The following is a 14251-nucleotide window of genomic DNA, read 5'->3' on the forward strand; positions in this document are numbered from 1 at the left end:
TCCGGGGGTCGGTGCTACTGGTGGAAGAACGGGATGATCAGGTACAGGCCGTAGAGCACCGCGGCTCCGCACAGCGTGAAGCACGCGTAGGCGCCTGCGACGGCCGTGCGCTTCTGCCCATCGGTGAGCGGGTTCTTCTTCGTGGCCTTGCGCGCCTTCTTGGCGGCGCGCGCCGCCTCCTCCGGGGAGATGACGGTGATCGCATCCGTGAACTCGACCGGCTCCACGTATGGTGCGCGGCCGGCGACCGCGAGAAGACGCGTGCCGAGAGCGTAGAACGACACCACGACGCAGGACCCTGCGAGAGAGGCGACGAAGACGACGAAGAAGGCTCCCCAGTCGATCATGCTGACTCCTTCTTCGGGTCGCGCGGCTTCTTCAGCGGCTTGACCTTCTTGATCCGGACGGCGCGTCCCGAAGCGGCGACCTCGCTGGCGCCCTGCACGGGCGCGACGGCGTTCTCACTGCGCACACTGCTGCGCCGCGAGAGCACGAAGATCGTCGTGATGACGGCCACGGCGAGCACGGTGTCGATCAGGATGCCGAGGGGACCGAATCCCGCGAGGAACGCGGCGACCCCGCCCACGAGCCCCGCCGCGGGCAGCGTGAGCAGCCAGCCGAGCGCGATCCTGCCGGCCGTCCCCCACCGCACGGAGGCTCCCCGGCGGCCGAGTCCGGAGCCGATGACCGATCCCGAGGCCACCTGGGTGGTCGACAGTGCGAAGCCGAGATGGCTGGATGCGAGGATGGTCGCGGCCGTGCTGGTCTCGGCGGCGAAGCCCTGCGCCGGCTTGACCTCGGTGAGGCCGCGACCGAGGGTGCGGATGATGCGCCAGCCGCCCGAGTACGTTCCGATCGCGATGGCGAGCGCACACGAGACGACCACCCAGGGCTCGGGGCCCGAGCCGGCCGTCTGCAGACCCGCGGAGATCAGGGTGAGGGTGATGACGCCCATCGTCTTCTGCGCGTCGTTGGTGCCGTGCGAGAGCGCCACCAGTGACGACGAGAAGATCTGGCCGTAGCGGAAGCCGCCGCGCCCATCCGGTCGCCCGTCGTAGCGTCGCGTGATCCAATACGCCAGCTTGGTGGCGGAGTACGCGACCACACCCGCCGTCACGGGAGCGATGATGGCCGGCAGGATGACCTTGTCGAGCACCACGAGGAAGTCGACGGCCCCGAACCCGACGCCGACGATCGCTGCGCCGATCAGGCCGCCGAAGAGTGCGTGACTCGACGACGACGGCAGACCGAGCAGCCAGGTGACCATGTTCCAGATGATCGCCCCGACCAGACCCGCGAAGATCAGTTCGGGCGTGATCTGCACGCCGCCCTCGCCCTCGTTGATGATGCCGCCCGAGATGGTCTTGGCGACCTCCGTCGAGAGGAAGGCTCCGACGAGATTCAGCACCGCGGCGAGCGCAACGGCCACCTTCGGCCGCATGGCTCCGGTCGCGATCGGTGTCGCCATCGCGTTCGCGGTGTCGTGGAAGCCGTTGGTGAAGTCGAAGAAGAGGGCCAGTGCGATGACCAGTACGACGATGAGGGTGAGATCCACCGGCGCCTTTCCAGGGTGCAGTGTCGTTTCGAAGCACAGTCCATCCCGCGCCAACGATTCATCGGGATTTCATGCGAATGACCTGGCGCTGATGCGCGACCACGACGATAATCACACGCCCTCGCGTGCAGGTCAATTCGGGATCGGGCGCACTCCGGTCGTCAGAACCGGTCGACCGCTGTGATCCGCAGCACGGCGACGCCCGCTTCCGCGGAAGCACCGAGCAGTACATCGGCGCTGATCCCCCAGTCGTGGTCTCCCGCCGGGTCGGCGAGAATCTGCCGCACCCGCCACACGCCGTCCGCCGCTGCGGGGGTCTCGTCGACGACCAGCATGGCGGCGGAACGGGCCGCGGCATCCGTGCCGATGGCGTCGTGGTCGTCGTAGTACGACTCCAGCGCTTCATCCCAGTCGAGCGCGGTGAACGACGGGGCCGCCGCTCCGGCGAGCCCGGCCGCCTCGGTTTCGAGCGCGCCGAGCTCCTCCACTCTGTCGAGCGCTGCGAGTTGCACCCGGCGGAACAGTTCATTGCGCACGAGCACGGAGAACGCGCGCCGATTGGTCGTGACGTTGCGCGGCGCCGGGGGCGCGATCTCGGTCGACTCGGCGGCGTGCCTGGCGGCATCCGGGTGGATGAGCTCCTCCCACTCGTCCAGCAGGCTCGAGTCGACCTGGCGCACCAGCTCGCCCAGCCACTCGATGAGGTCGCGGAGGTCGTCGGTGCGCAGTTCGAGCGGAACCGTCTGTCCGAGCGCCCGGTACGCGTCGGACAGGTAGCGCAGCACGACGCCTTCCGAGCGCGCGAGCTTGTAGAACGCGATGTACTCCCCGAACGTCATCGCCCGCTCGTACAGGTCGCGTACGACCGCTTTGGGGCTGAGCTCGAAGTCGGTGACCCACGGCTGGCTTCCCGCGTAGGTGACGAACGCCTCGTGCAGCAGCTCGTCGTGGGGCTTCGGATGCGTGACCGCCTCGAGCGCCTCCATCCGGTCGTCGTACTCCACCCCCTCGGCCTTCATGGCCGCGACGGCCTCGCCGCGCGCCTGGAACTGCTGCGCCGACAGCACGGGGCGCGGATCGTCCAGCGTCGCCTCGACCACCGAGACGATGTCGAGCGCGTACTCGGGCGATTCGACGTCGAAGAGTTCGAATGCGGCGAGCGCGAACGGGGAAAGCGGCTGATTGAGCGCGAAGTTCGGCTGCAGGTCGACGGTGAGCCGGATGCGACCGCCCACGTTCTCCACCACCCCGGCCGTCAGCAGCGAGCGGTACAGCCCGAGTGCCCGGCGCGCGAGGGCCAGCTGACGCTTCCACGGCTCGTGATTGTCGAACACCAGCGAGCGGACGTGCTCGAACACATCGCCGCCGCGCCCGACGATGTTGATGAGCATCGCACTCGTGATCTGCATCGACGACGTGAGCGTCTCCGGCTCGGCGTCGATCAGCTTGCGGAACGACGGCTCGCCCCAGGAGACGAAACCCTCCGGCGCCTTCTTGCGCACGATCTTGCGGCGCTTCTTCGGATCGTCGCCGGCCTTCTCGATCGCCTTGATGTTGTCGCTCTCGTGCTCCGGCGCCTGGGCGACGACCGTTCCCGCCGTGTCGTAGCCGGCGCGTCCGGCGCGTCCCGCGATCTGGTGGAACTCGCGGGCGTTGAGCTGGCGCATCCGGGTGCCGTCGAATTTGGTCAGGGCGGTGAACATCACCGTGCGGATCGGCACGTTGATGCCGACCCCGAGCGTGTCCGTTCCGCAGATGACCCGGAGCATCCCGCGCTGGGCGAGCTGTTCGACGAGCCTGCGGTATTTGGGCAGCATGCCGGCGTGGTGCACGCCGATACCCTGGCGCAGCAGCCGCGACAGGGTCTTGCCGAACGAGGTCGTGAACCGGAACTCCCCGATGAGTTCGGCGATCGCATCCCTCTGCTCGCGGGATGCGATGCGCGCGCTCGAGAGGGCCTGCGCGCGTTCCAGGGCGGCCAGCTGAGAGAAGTGCACGATGTAGATCGGAGCCTGCCCGGTGCTCAGGAGGTCCTCGACCGTCTCGTGCGCCGGGGTGACCTCGTAGAAGAAGTGCAGGGGAACCGGTCGCTCGACGCCCGTGACGATCGCGGTCTCGCGCGCGGTCCTGCGGCTCAGATCGGTGGCGAGGTCGCTCACGTCGCCGAGCGTGGCGGACATGAGGATGAACTGGACCCGCGGCAGCGTGAGCAGTGGCACCTGCCAGGCCCAGCCCCGGTCAGGGTCGGCGTAGAAGTGGAACTCGTCCATCACCACCTGGCCGACCGGCGTGTCCTCGCCGTGGCGCAGCGCCAGGTTGGCCAGGATCTCAGCCGTGCAGCAGATGATCGGCGCATCGGCGTTGACCGACGAGTCCCCCGTCATCATGCCGACGTTCTCGGCGCCGAAGATCTCGACGAGAGCGAAGAACTTCTCCGAGACGAGCGCCTTGATCGGAGCCGTGTAGAAGCTCCGTTCCCCGTGGGCCAACGCGGCGAAATGCGCCGCGACGGCGACGAGCGACTTGCCGGTTCCTGTGGGTGTGCTCAGGATGAGGTTCGCACCCGAAACGATCTCGATGACGGACTCGTCCTGTGCCGGGTACAGGCTGATCCCGCCTGCCTCGGCCCACGAGACGAAGGTCTCGTAGACCGCGTCGTCGTCGAAGGAGCCTGGGCCCGCGTATCCGGGGATGTCCTGCACCCGGAGGCGGCGAGCGGCGACGGACTGTTCTGCGTCTGGCATGGTCCACCAAGCCTCCCACGCATCGCGCGTGCCTTTCGCCTGAGTCACAGGTTGCCGTCCTAGCCTCACGACATGGTGAGGTTGGATCGCGCGTCGTTCTGGCGCTCGGCAGCGGCCGGCGTCGCTAGTGTGCTCGCCGGTGTCGGGGCGGGAGAGCTCGTCAGTGCGTTCTTCGTGCAGAACGGCAGTCCGGTACTGGTCGTCGGCGCACTGGTCATCGACCTGGTGCCCGCGTGGTTGAAGGATGCGGTCATCGCGCTGTTCGGAACGGGCGACAAGGTCGTGCTGGTCGTCAGCCTCGGGGTCGTGATCCTCGTCGGGGCGGGGCTGGCCGGATGGCTCGAGTGGCGGAGGCCGCCGCTCGGGCGCATCCTGATCGGCGTCGGTGGCGCGCTCGGCGTGCTGGCCGCGTCGACGCGCGCAGGTGCCGACTGGCTGGACGTCGTTCCGTCAGTGATCACCGCGGTGGTCGGCATCCTCACGCTCGCCTCGCTGACGTGGATGCTGCGCGGCACCACCCCGAGCCGGGTCGCCCCGAACGGTTCGGTCACCCGGCGCAGATTCGTCACGGCGACGGGCGCGACCGCGGCAGGCGGCGTCCTCGCCGTGATCGTGGGGCAGGTCGTCGCATCCGGTTACCGCGCGGCCACGGCTGCGCGTGCCGCCTTCCACCTTCCGTCGCCCGCGGTGACGGCTCCGCCCATCCCGGCGGGCGCATCGTTCGACATCCCCGGCCTCTCGCCGGTCATCACGCCGAACGCCGACTTCTACCGCATCGACACGGCGCTGCAGATCCCGGGTATCGACCCGGCGAACTGGCGCCTCAAGATCACCGGGATGGTCGAGAACGAGGTCGAGCTGACCTTCGCCGAGCTTCTGAAGCTGCCGCTCGAAGAGAGCACCACGACCCTCGCGTGCGTCTCCAACGAGGTCGGCGGCAACCTGATCAGCAATGCGACCTGGCTGGGCTACCCCATCCGGCATCTGCTCGCCCGGGCGAAGCCGACCTCGGGCGCCGACATGGTGCTGTCGAAGAGCCAGGACGGCTGGACCGCCGGAACGCCGATCGAGGCCTTGACCGACGAACGGAACGCCATCCTCGCGGTGGGGATGAACGGGCAGCCCCTGCCGCTCGAGCACGGGTACCCGGTGCGGATGGTCGTGCCCGGGCTCTACGGCTACGTCTCGGCCACCAAGTGGGTCGTCGAACTCGATGTCACCCGCTTCGACAAGGCGACCTCGTACTGGACCGACCGCGGCTGGTCGCAGCGCGGCCCCGTCAAGCTCGAATCCCGCATCGACGTGCCGTCCGCCGGCAGCCAGGTCGCCGCGGGAACCGTCGCCGTGGCCGGGGTCGCCTGGTCGCAGCACGTCGGTGTGAGCGCCGTGCACGTGCAGATCGACGATGGCCCGTGGCAGCAGGCCGACCTCGCCGACGCGATCTCGATCGACACCTGGCGCCAGTGGAAGTACGCGTGGCCGGCCACGAAGGGCACGCACAGCATCCGGGTGCGCGCCACCGACGCGAACGGGCTCGTGCAGACCTCGAAGGTGGCCGACGTCGTCCCCAACGGCGCCACCGGGCTGCACCGGATCACCGTCACCGTCGCGTAATCGTTAGCCTGGAGGCATGGCCATTCCGCCCCTTGTCGAGCCCGGTCCGGACCTCCCGCCCGAACGGCAGGAACGCTACGCCCGCACCGCTGTCCTCCCCGGCTTCGGGATGCTCGCTCAGCGCCGCATCCGCAACGCCCGCGTGCTCGTGGTCGGCGCCGGCGGGCTCGGCAGCGCGGTGCTCCCGGCGCTCGCCGCTGCAGGATTCGGCACCATCGGCATCGTCGACGGCGACCGGGTGGAGACGAGCAATCTGCCGAGGCAGAGCATCCACACGCCGGCCGAGGTCGGCAACGCCAAGGTCGACTCGGCCGCCAGGGCGGTCACAGCCCTCGACGCCGAGACCGTGGTCCGCACCTTCGAGACGATGCTGACGGCCGGGAACGCGCTGGACATCCTGGACGGCTTCGACCTGGTGCTCGACGGCAGCGACAACTTCGAGACCCGCTACCTCGTGAACGACGCGGCCGTGCTCGCGGGGATCCCGGTGGTCTGGGGCGCGGTCGATCAGTTCGGCGGGCAGATCGGCGTCAGCTGGGCGGAGCACGGCCCGCACTACCGCGATCTGTTTCCGCTCCCGCCCGAACCCGGGAGTGTGCTCAGCTGCGCAGAGGCCGGCGCCCTTCCGTCCGTGTGCGCGGTCGTCGGCGGGGTGTTGGTGAGCGAGGCGATCAAGCTGGTGACCGGCGTCGGGGATCCGCTGCTCGGCCGGGTGCTGGTCCACGACGCTCTCCGCGCCGGCTTCCGCGAACTGCGCTACGAACGTGACCCCGAGGGCGTGCCGGTCACGGCGCTGGCCGTGGAGCCGCCCGCCACGGACTCGCTCGCCACGGACTCGCGGGCCGCCATCACCCCGGCGGAGTTGCAGGCCCTTCTCCTCGCCGACGCGCCCGTGACGTTGATCGACGTCAGGGAGCCCTGGGAGGCGGATGTCGCCGAGATCCCGGGTACCCTGCTCGTCCCGCTCGGAGTCGTTCTCCGCGACCCGCTCGGGGTCGCGGAACGCCTCGGCGACGACCCGCTCGTGATCGTGTGCCACCACGGTCCGCGCGCCGAGCTGGCACGCGAGCGGCTGGCCTCCGCGGGAGTGAGCGGCCGGGTGCTGACCGGTGGAATCGACGCCTGGGCACGGGACATCGACCACGACCTCGCGCGATACTGAACCCATGACCTCCCGGACCACGGTCGACCAGCACGCCGCCCATATCGCCGCGCTGCTGGCTCCGGCTCTCGCCGCTCGTGCCACCGAACTCGTCCCGCTCGAGAACGCGCTCGGCCGGGTCGTCGCCGACGACGTGCCTTCACCCGTCGACCTCCCGTTCTTCCGCAACTCGCAGATGGACGGCTTCGCGGTGCGCGCGGCGGACGTCGCCACCGTGCCCGTCGCCCTCGAGGTGAGCGGCGACATCCCCGCCGGGCACACGATCCCGGTGGTGCTGATCTCGGGAACGGCCATCCGCATCATGACCGGTGCGCCCGTGCCCGAGGGGGCCGACGCGATCGTTCCGGTCGAGGACACCGAACTGATACTCGGCCGCGACGACGACCTGACCGGGGCCGTGGTCGAGATCAAACGGTCGCGGCTACCCGGCGAGTACGTGCGCGAGCGAGGGAGCGACCTTCGGCAGGGCGAAGTCATCGTTCCGGCTGCAACCCGGCTGGGACCACGGCATCTGGCGGCCCTCGCTGCCGCCGGAGTCGCGCAGGTGACCGTTCGGGAGCCGGTGCGGGTCGGGATCCTGACGACCGGATCCGAGCTCGTTCGCGACGACCGCCCCGCCGAATTCGGGCAGATCTTCGACGCGAACGGGATCGCGCTGGCAGCGCTGGTCGAACAGGCCGGCGCATCCGTCTCCTACCGCGGTACCAGCGACGACGATCCGGCCGCCTTCCGGAAGGTTCTGGATGCGGCGGTCGCCGCGAGCGATCTGGTCCTGACCTCCGGAGGCATCTCGAAGGGCGCGTTCGAGGTGGTGCGCGATGTTCTCGAGCCGCTGGGAGCGGAGGTGACGACGATCGCCATGCAGCCGGGCGGGCCGCAGGCGACCGCGGTGGTGCACGACGTGCCGGTCGTCTGCTTCCCGGGAAACCCGGTGAGCACGCAGGTGTCGTTCACGGTGTTCGTGCGCGGCCTCCTGCTCCAGGCGGCCGGCCTGCCCGCAGCAGTGACGGCGCAGGCAGCGCTGGCGGCACCGATCCACTCGATCGCCGGCAAGCGCCAGTTCTTACGGGGCCGGCTGACGGAGCCCTCGCTCGTCGAGCAGGTCTCGGGGCCGAGTTCGCACCTCGTCGCCGGAATGGCGCGGGCCGACGTGCTGATCGATGTCCCGGCCGACGCGGTCGACCTCACGGCCGGCACCGACGTGACAGTCTGGACGCTATGAGCGAGCTCACCCACCTCGACGGCGACGGACGGGCCAGGATGGTCGACGTCGGCGGCAAACCCGAGACCGCCCGGATCGCCGTGGCGCGCGGTCGTTTCGTGACCACCCCCGAGGTGGTGCGGCTCGTTCGCGCCGACGACCTTCCCAAAGCCGACGTGCTCGCCACCGCGCGCATCGCCGGGATCGGCGGGGCGAAACGCACCTCTGAGCTCATCCCCCTGTGCCATCCGCTGCCTCTGAACGCGGTGAGCATTGATTTCGAACTCGACGCGGAGGCCGGCACGATCGACATCGAGGTCACCGCTAAGACGACCGGCCGAACCGGTGTCGAGATGGAGGCGCTCACCGCCGTCGCGGTCGCAGGGCTGACCCTGCACGACATGGTCAAGGCGGTCGACCCTGCAGCGAGCCTCACGGATGTGCGGCTCGCGTTCAAGAGCGGCGGCAAACGCGGCGAGTGGCGGCGCCACGACGAGGCGGCGGCCCCGGCGGCGGCTCCGGCGGATTCGATAGCGCCCGTGCATCCGGCTCCCAGCGCGGTCGTCCTGGTCTCCTCGACCCGCGCCGCCGCCGGCGAGAGCGAGGACACGACGGGACCCGTCATCGCTGCCTGGCTCGACGGAAGCGGCTTCCCCGATCCCGTCGTCAGGGTCGTCGCAGACGCGGACATCGCCGTAGCCGTGCGCGACGCGGTCGCCGCGCACCCCGCCGTCGTGATCACCACGGGCGGCACCGGGGTCGCGCCCGGTGACCGCACTCCCGAGGCCACCGCTGCGGTGCTCGACCGCGAGCTTCCCGGCGTGGCGGAAGCCCTGCGCGCCCGCGGGCTCGCAAGCACGCCCATGGCCGCGCTCAGCCGCGGGCTGGCCGGTGTCTCGGGCGAGACGATCGTGGTCAACCTGCCCGGTTCGCGCGGCGGCGTCGCCGACGGCCTCGCCGTACTCGGCGACCTGCTCCCCCACCTGGTCGATCAAGTGCGCGGAAGCGCCGGGCACAGCGCATGAGCTTCGTCTTCGCCAGGGTCAGCACCGACCCGCTCGACACATCGACCGTCGACGAGTTCGTCTGGAGCGCCGAATCCGGCGCCGTCGTGGCCTTCCAGGGGATCGTGCGCGACCACGACGACGGCCGCGGGGTCGTCTCCCTGGACTACCGCGCGCATCCGGATGCCGAGCGGTTCTTGCTCGAGTGCTGCGAGGCGGTCGCCGAGCGCACCGGTTTGCGGGTCGCCGCCGAGCACCGCGTCGGCTCGCTCACGGTCGGCGACCTGGCTCTGATCGCGGCTGTGGCTGCGCCGCACCGCGCCGAAGCGTTCGCCGCCTGCGCGGAGCTGGTCGAGATCATCAAGGCGCGCGTACCGATCTGGAAGCGCCAGCATTTCGCCGACGGTGCCTCCGAATGGGTCGGACTGTGAGCCGCTGACACTTAGCAATCCGCGGATGCGGCTGTAGCATCTGATTCATGCCGCAGATTCGGGTGAAGGACGCTGCTCAGTTCCTGGGGGTCAGTGACGACACGGTGCGCCGCTGGATCGAAGCCGGAATGCTCGAAAGCGCCAAAGACGACGCGGGCCGTGCGGTCGTCGACGGACTCGAGCTCGCGCGGCTGGCCAAGCAGAATGCGGTCCTTCCGGTCGATCCGTCGGACGTCGAGCGGTCGGCCCGCAACCGCTTCGTCGGCATCGTGACCGACATCGTCGTGGACAAGGTCATGGCGCAGGTCGAGTTGCAGTGCGGTCCGCATCGGGTGGTCTCGCTCATGAGCTCCGAGGCCGTCCGCGAACTCGGACTCGAACTCGGGTCGGTCGCCGTCGCGGTCGTCAAAGCCACCACCGTCATCGTCGAAACGCCTCGAAGGGACTGAAGATGCGCATCCGCACCGTCACCATCGCCGCCGCCGGGGCCATCGCTCTGGCCCTCGCCGCGACCGGCTGCTCGGGGGGCGCGGGCTCGGCGAGCTCTTCGCCCAGCCCATCGGCGTCCGACGAGCTGAGCGGCACCGCGACCGTCTTCGCCGCCGCCTCGCTGACGGCGACGTTCACCGAGCTCGGCAAGAAGTTCGAGGCCGCGCATCCGGGGACCACGGTGTCGTTCAGCTTCGCCGGCTCGTCCGACCTCGTCACTCAGATCACCGAGGGCGCGCCCGCCGATGTGTTCGCCTCAGCCGACGAGGCGAACATGAAGAAGGCCACCGATGCGGGAGCGACCGCCGGAGATCCGGTCGATTTCGCGACCAACGTGCTGGCGATCGCGGTGCCGCCGGGCAACCCCGCTCACATCACGTCCTTCGCCGACCTCGCCAAGCCCGGCGTGAAGACCGTGGTCTGCGCCCCCCAGGTCCCCTGCGGCGCGGCGACGGCCAAGGTCGAAGCATCGAGCGGGGTGACGCTGACGCCGGTGAGCCAGGAGTCCTCGGTCACCGACGTACTCGGCAAGGTGAGCTCGGGCGAAGCGGATGCGGGAATCGTCTACGTGACCGACGTGAAGGGTGCGGGCTCGAAGGTCGAGTCGGTGCCGTTCCCCGAGGCGGCGAGCACGGTCAACACCTACCCGATCGTCGCCCTGAAAGACGCCAAGGACGGCACGCTGGCCACCGCGTTCGTCGACTTCGTGACCGGCCCCGACGGCCGGAAGGTGCTCGAAGCCGCCGGCTTCGGGGCGCCGTAAGCCGTGCGGTCCTCCCCCTCGGACGGGTTGGGCGTCCCTCGCTGGGTCATCGTTCTCGCTGTGCTGGGCGGCCTGTTCGTCCTGCTTCCGCTCGTCGCCCTGATCGCGCGCGTCGACTGGGCGCACTTCCTGCCCCTGGTCACATCTCCCTCGTCGGTGGATGCGCTGCTGCTCAGCCTGCGCACCTCGATCGCCGCGACCATCCTGTGCGTCGTGCTCGGTGTCCCGATGGCGGCGGTGCTCGCCCGGGTGCGCTTCCCGGGACAGCGTGTGCTGCGAGCGCTGGTGCTGCTTCCGCTCGTGCTGCCGCCGGTCGTCGGCGGTCTCGCGCTGCTCTACCTGTTCGGCCGACGCGGGATGCTGGGGGGCGTCCTCGACGTCGCATTCTCGACCACGGCGGTCATCCTCGCGCAGACCTTCGTCGCCCTTCCGTTCCTCGTGCTCAGCCTGGAAGGCGCGCTGCGCACGGCCGGAACGCGCTACGAGGCGGTGGCCGCGACTCTCGGAGCGCGGCCGAGCACGGTCCTGCTGCGGGTGACCATGCCGCTGGTGCTGCCCGCTCTGCTGTCTGGGGCCATCCTGTCGTTCGCCCGCGCGCTGGGCGAGTTCGGCGCGACGCTCACCTTCGCCGGCAGCCTGCAGGGGGTCACCAGGACCCTGCCCCTCGAGATCTACCTCCAGCGCGAGACCGACCCGGATGCGGCCGTGGCGCTCTCGCTCGTGCTGATCGTCGTCGCGGTCATCGTCGTCGCAGTCGCACACGGAGCCGGCGAGCCCGCTCGTCGTCGCCGGAGGGTCACGCCGTGAGCGTGCAGCTGCAGGCCACGCTCGCAGAGCGGAACGTCGACCTGTCCTTCGACGTTGCGACGGGCGAGACGGTCGCCGTCCTCGGCCCCAACGGCGCCGGCAAGTCGACGCTGCTCGGGATGCTCGCCGGGCTCGTGCGGCCGGACGCCGGCAGCGCATCCCTGGGCGACCGCACCCTCTTCGACCTCCCCCGGGTCTGGACGCCTCCCCACCGGCGCGGGATCGCCCTGCTCGCCCAAGAGCCCCTGCTCTTCCCGCACCTCACGGTTCGGCACAACGTCGAGTTCGGCCCGCGCACCGCCGGCCTCTCGCGTGCCGAGGCACGCCGAACGGGCGAACACTGGCTGGCCGAGGCGGACGCCGCGGAGTTCGCCGACCGGCATCCGTCGGAGCTCTCCGGGGGTCAGGCGCAGCGGGTCGCGATCGCCAGGGCCCTGGCGGCCGAGCCGAGTCTGCTCCTGCTCGACGAACCGCTCTCGGCGCTGGATGTGACGGGAACCTCGGCCGCACGCCAGATGCTCGGGCGCGTGCTCGACGGACGGACCGCCGTCATCGTCAGCCACGACGTGCTCGACGCATACCTGCTCGCCGACCGGGTCGTCGTGCTGCGTGACGGCCGCATCGTCGAACAGGGCCCGACGCGAGCCGTGCTGGAACGGCCGCGTGAGCAGTTCACCGCGGAACTGACCGGCGTGACCCTGCTCACGGGCCGCCGCACCGCATCCGGACTCGTCACCGACAGCGGCATCGCGATCACGGCCGTCGCCGTCGAACCCGTCGAGACGGATGCACGGGTCACGGCCACTCTCCGCCCCGCGGAGGTGCGTCTCGCGCCGTCAGAGAGCCGGCTCGGCGCAGCCGCAGACCCGGGCACGGACAACCGCGTGCCGGCCGTCGTGCTGGACCTCGAACCGCGCGGCGACCTCGTCCGCGTGCGCACCGACTCCTACGCAGCCCTCGCGACGCCCGGCGTCGTCGCCGATCTGGCCCTCGGCCCAGGCACCCCGGTCACCCTGACCTTCCCCGCGACCGCGGTCTCCCTCTACCGGGCCTGATCGCGCGAGTCGCGGCACATCGACCTTCCCGCGCTCGCGGAACGTCGATCTGCCGCGAGTCGGCGGGTGCAGCCTGGGGCGGGTCAGCCGCCCGCGAAGGGCGGGAGCACGTCGACCGTGGCGGTGATCCGACGCGCGGGGTCTCGGGAGACGACAGCGTCGACGAGGAACGAGCCCGATCGCAGCACCCGCTCGATGCCGGATCCGTAGCGCGCGAGCAGTTCCTCGCGCAGCGCACCCAGGGTCGGCTCGTCGAGGGCGATGTGCTCCTCTGCCCGGCCGGTCGCCTCTTCGGCTGCCGCGAAGTAGCGCACGAGAACGGTCTCAGCCACCGATCGCCCCCATGCTGCGCTGCGGCGGCGCGAATCCCTGGCTGTCGATGCCGTGTCCGGACTGCTTGTTCCACATGGCCCCGCGCCACCAGCGGGCGATCTCTGCGTCGTCGGCACCCCCGCGCAACAGCCCGCGCAAGTCGGTCTCGTCGTCGCCGAACAGGCACGACCTCACCGTCCCCTCGGCCGTGATCCTGGTGCGGTCGCAGGCGGCGCAGAACGATCGGGTGACGGATGCGATGATCCCCACGGTCGCCGGCCCACCGTCCACGAGCCACTCCTCGGCCGGGGCGGACGGGTCGTCGCGACCCTTCTCGGTGAGCATGAACCGAGTGCCAAGCACGTCGAGCAGCGAAGCGGCGGTGACCATGTTGTCACGCGCCCAGTTGTGGTCGGCGTCGAGAGGCATCTGCTCGATGAACCGCAGTCGGCAGTCGTTCTCGATGGCCCAGGCGAGCAGTTCGGGCGCGCCGGCGAGCGTCTCGCGCATCAGCACGGCATTGACCTTCAGGGGGGTGAGACCGGCGTCGTGCGCGGCGCGGATGCCGGCCAGCACCGCCGGCAGCCTGTCGCGACGCGTGAGCGACGCGAAGTGGCGGCGGTCGACCGTGTCGAGTGAGATGTTGACGCGCGTGAGCCCGGCATCCACCAGGTCCCGGATGCGGTGGTCCAGCCCGATCCCGTTCGTCGTCAGCGAGAGATCGACACCGGGCGCGGCATCCGCCGAACGGGCGACGATCTCGGCGAGGTCGGCCCGCATCAGCGGCTCGCCTCCGGTGAACCGCACCTCGCTGATCCCGAGGTCGCGAGCCCCGATCCCGACCAGACGCCCGATCTCCGCCGGGGTGAGCAGGTGCTCGCGGGCGATGCCGGGCAGGCCCTCGGCGGGCATGCAGTACGTGCAGCGCAGCGAGCACTTCTCGGTCACCGAGACGCGGAGGTCGCGCGCGACTCTGCCGAACCTGTCGACCAGACCGGGCACATCCGGACGGCCGGCCAGGCTCGGCGCGCTCTGCACTGCGAGGCGGGCAGGGAGTCCGAGATTGACAGCGGTCACCTGTTCACACTAGACCGGCTTGGACCGTAGACCGCCG

At 70.3% G+C, this 14251-nt stretch carries 14 protein-coding genes; 9 read left to right on the plus strand and 5 right to left on the minus strand.

What is annotated here, in order from left to right; genetic code table 11:
* Positions 1–14: 14 nt before the first annotated feature.
* The 3 genes from ACFVV0_RS07020 to ACFVV0_RS07030 form a co-directional block, all read right to left on the minus strand.
* Positions 15–347, minus strand: a complete 333-nt coding sequence (locus tag ACFVV0_RS07020; protein WP_387060257.1) for a peptidase — start codon at positions 345–347, stop codon at positions 15–17.
* Positions 344–1555 (minus strand): anion permease, encoded by a 1212-nt coding sequence (locus ACFVV0_RS07025; protein WP_387060260.1) that lies wholly within the window; start codon positions 1553–1555, stop codon positions 344–346. The genes ACFVV0_RS07020 and ACFVV0_RS07025 overlap by 4 nt, the downstream gene beginning before the upstream one ends.
* 161 nt (positions 1556–1716) lie before the next feature.
* Positions 1717–4299: a DEAD/DEAH box helicase gene (locus ACFVV0_RS07030; protein ID WP_387060262.1), complete on the minus strand. Its 2583-nt coding sequence runs from the start codon at positions 4297–4299 to the stop codon at positions 1717–1719.
* A 72-nt stretch (positions 4300–4371) separates the two neighbouring features.
* Here ACFVV0_RS07030 and ACFVV0_RS07035 point away from each other — a divergent pair, with 72 nt between their 5' ends.
* Genes ACFVV0_RS07035 through ACFVV0_RS07075 form a run of 9 tightly spaced genes read left to right on the plus strand, consistent with a single transcriptional unit; the run spans position 4372 to position 12825 of the window.
* A complete protein-coding gene (locus ACFVV0_RS07035; protein WP_387060264.1) occupies positions 4372–5913 on the plus strand; it encodes a molybdopterin-dependent oxidoreductase in 1542 nt (513 codons plus the stop codon).
* 16 nt (positions 5914–5929) lie between these two features.
* Positions 5930–7075: a ThiF family adenylyltransferase gene (locus ACFVV0_RS07040; RefSeq protein WP_387060267.1), complete on the plus strand. Its 1146-nt coding sequence runs from the start codon at positions 5930–5932 to the stop codon at positions 7073–7075.
* Positions 7076–7079: 4 nt separating this feature from the next.
* On the plus strand, positions 7080–8297 hold the full coding sequence (gene glp, locus ACFVV0_RS07045; RefSeq protein ID WP_387060270.1) for a gephyrin-like molybdotransferase Glp: 1218 nt from the start codon (positions 7080–7082) through the stop codon (positions 8295–8297).
* The gene (gene moaCB, locus ACFVV0_RS07050; protein WP_387060273.1) at positions 8294–9301 is read left to right on the plus strand and encodes a bifunctional molybdenum cofactor biosynthesis protein MoaC/MoaB; all 1008 of its coding nucleotides are present in this window, start codon (positions 8294–8296) and stop codon (positions 9299–9301) included. The genes glp and moaCB overlap by 4 nt, the downstream gene beginning before the upstream one ends.
* Positions 9298–9711, plus strand: a complete 414-nt coding sequence (locus ACFVV0_RS07055; RefSeq protein ID WP_387060276.1) for a molybdenum cofactor biosynthesis protein MoaE — start codon at positions 9298–9300, stop codon at positions 9709–9711. The genes moaCB and ACFVV0_RS07055 overlap by 4 nt, the downstream gene beginning before the upstream one ends.
* A 47-nt stretch (positions 9712–9758) precedes the next feature.
* Complete coding sequence (locus ACFVV0_RS07060) at positions 9759–10160, plus strand: molybdopterin-binding protein (RefSeq protein ID WP_387060278.1); 402 nt, start codon at positions 9759–9761, stop codon at positions 10158–10160.
* Positions 10161–10162: 2 nt separating this feature from the next.
* Entirely contained in the window at positions 10163–10963 is an 801-nt protein-coding gene (gene modA, locus ACFVV0_RS07065) for a molybdate ABC transporter substrate-binding protein (protein WP_387060281.1), read from the plus strand.
* Between the two features lie 3 nt (positions 10964–10966).
* On the plus strand, positions 10967–11770 hold the full coding sequence (locus tag ACFVV0_RS07070; protein WP_387060284.1) for an ABC transporter permease: 804 nt from the start codon (positions 10967–10969) through the stop codon (positions 11768–11770).
* Entirely contained in the window at positions 11767–12825 is a 1059-nt protein-coding gene (locus ACFVV0_RS07075) for a sulfate/molybdate ABC transporter ATP-binding protein (RefSeq protein WP_387060286.1), read from the plus strand. The genes ACFVV0_RS07070 and ACFVV0_RS07075 overlap by 4 nt, the downstream gene beginning before the upstream one ends.
* Positions 12826–12908: 83 nt before the next feature.
* Here the strand turns inward: ACFVV0_RS07075 and ACFVV0_RS07080 are convergent, their stop codons facing one another.
* Both ACFVV0_RS07080 and moaA read right to left on the minus strand, forming a co-directional pair.
* Positions 12909–13157: a MoaD/ThiS family protein gene (locus ACFVV0_RS07080; protein WP_387060288.1), complete on the minus strand. Its 249-nt coding sequence runs from the start codon at positions 13155–13157 to the stop codon at positions 12909–12911.
* The gene (gene moaA / locus ACFVV0_RS07085; RefSeq protein ID WP_387060291.1) at positions 13150–14214 is read right to left on the minus strand and encodes a GTP 3',8-cyclase MoaA; all 1065 of its coding nucleotides are present in this window, start codon (positions 14212–14214) and stop codon (positions 13150–13152) included. Before moaA ends, ACFVV0_RS07080 begins: the two co-directional genes overlap by 8 nt.
* Between the last annotated feature and the right edge of the window lie 37 nt (positions 14215–14251).

This window comes from Leifsonia sp. NPDC058230 (assembly GCF_042882245.1).
Taxonomy (GTDB): Bacteria; Actinomycetota; Actinomycetes; order Actinomycetales; family Microbacteriaceae; genus Leifsonia.

Excerpts from the sequence above, each read along its gene's own strand:
- glp (WP_387060270.1), top strand. The coding sequence starts at position 7,080 with ATGACCTCCCGGACCACGGTCGACCAGCACGCCGCCCATATCGCCGCG.
- ACFVV0_RS07020 (WP_387060257.1), bottom strand. The coding sequence starts at position 347 with ATGATCGACTGGGGAGCCTTCTTCGTCGTCTTCGTCGCCTCTCTCGCA.
- ACFVV0_RS07030 (WP_387060262.1), bottom strand. The coding sequence starts at position 4,299 with ATGCCAGACGCAGAACAGTCCGTCGCCGCTCGCCGCCTCCGGGTGCAG.
- ACFVV0_RS07035 (WP_387060264.1), top strand. The coding sequence starts at position 4,372 with ATGGTGAGGTTGGATCGCGCGTCGTTCTGGCGCTCGGCAGCGGCCGGC.
- ACFVV0_RS07055 (WP_387060276.1), top strand. The coding sequence starts at position 9,298 with ATGAGCTTCGTCTTCGCCAGGGTCAGCACCGACCCGCTCGACACATCG.
- ACFVV0_RS07060 (WP_387060278.1), top strand. The coding sequence starts at position 9,759 with ATGCCGCAGATTCGGGTGAAGGACGCTGCTCAGTTCCTGGGGGTCAGT.
- modA (WP_387060281.1), top strand. The coding sequence starts at position 10,163 with ATGCGCATCCGCACCGTCACCATCGCCGCCGCCGGGGCCATCGCTCTG.
- ACFVV0_RS07040 (WP_387060267.1), top strand. The coding sequence starts at position 5,930 with ATGGCCATTCCGCCCCTTGTCGAGCCCGGTCCGGACCTCCCGCCCGAA.
- moaCB (WP_387060273.1), top strand. The coding sequence starts at position 8,294 with ATGAGCGAGCTCACCCACCTCGACGGCGACGGACGGGCCAGGATGGTC.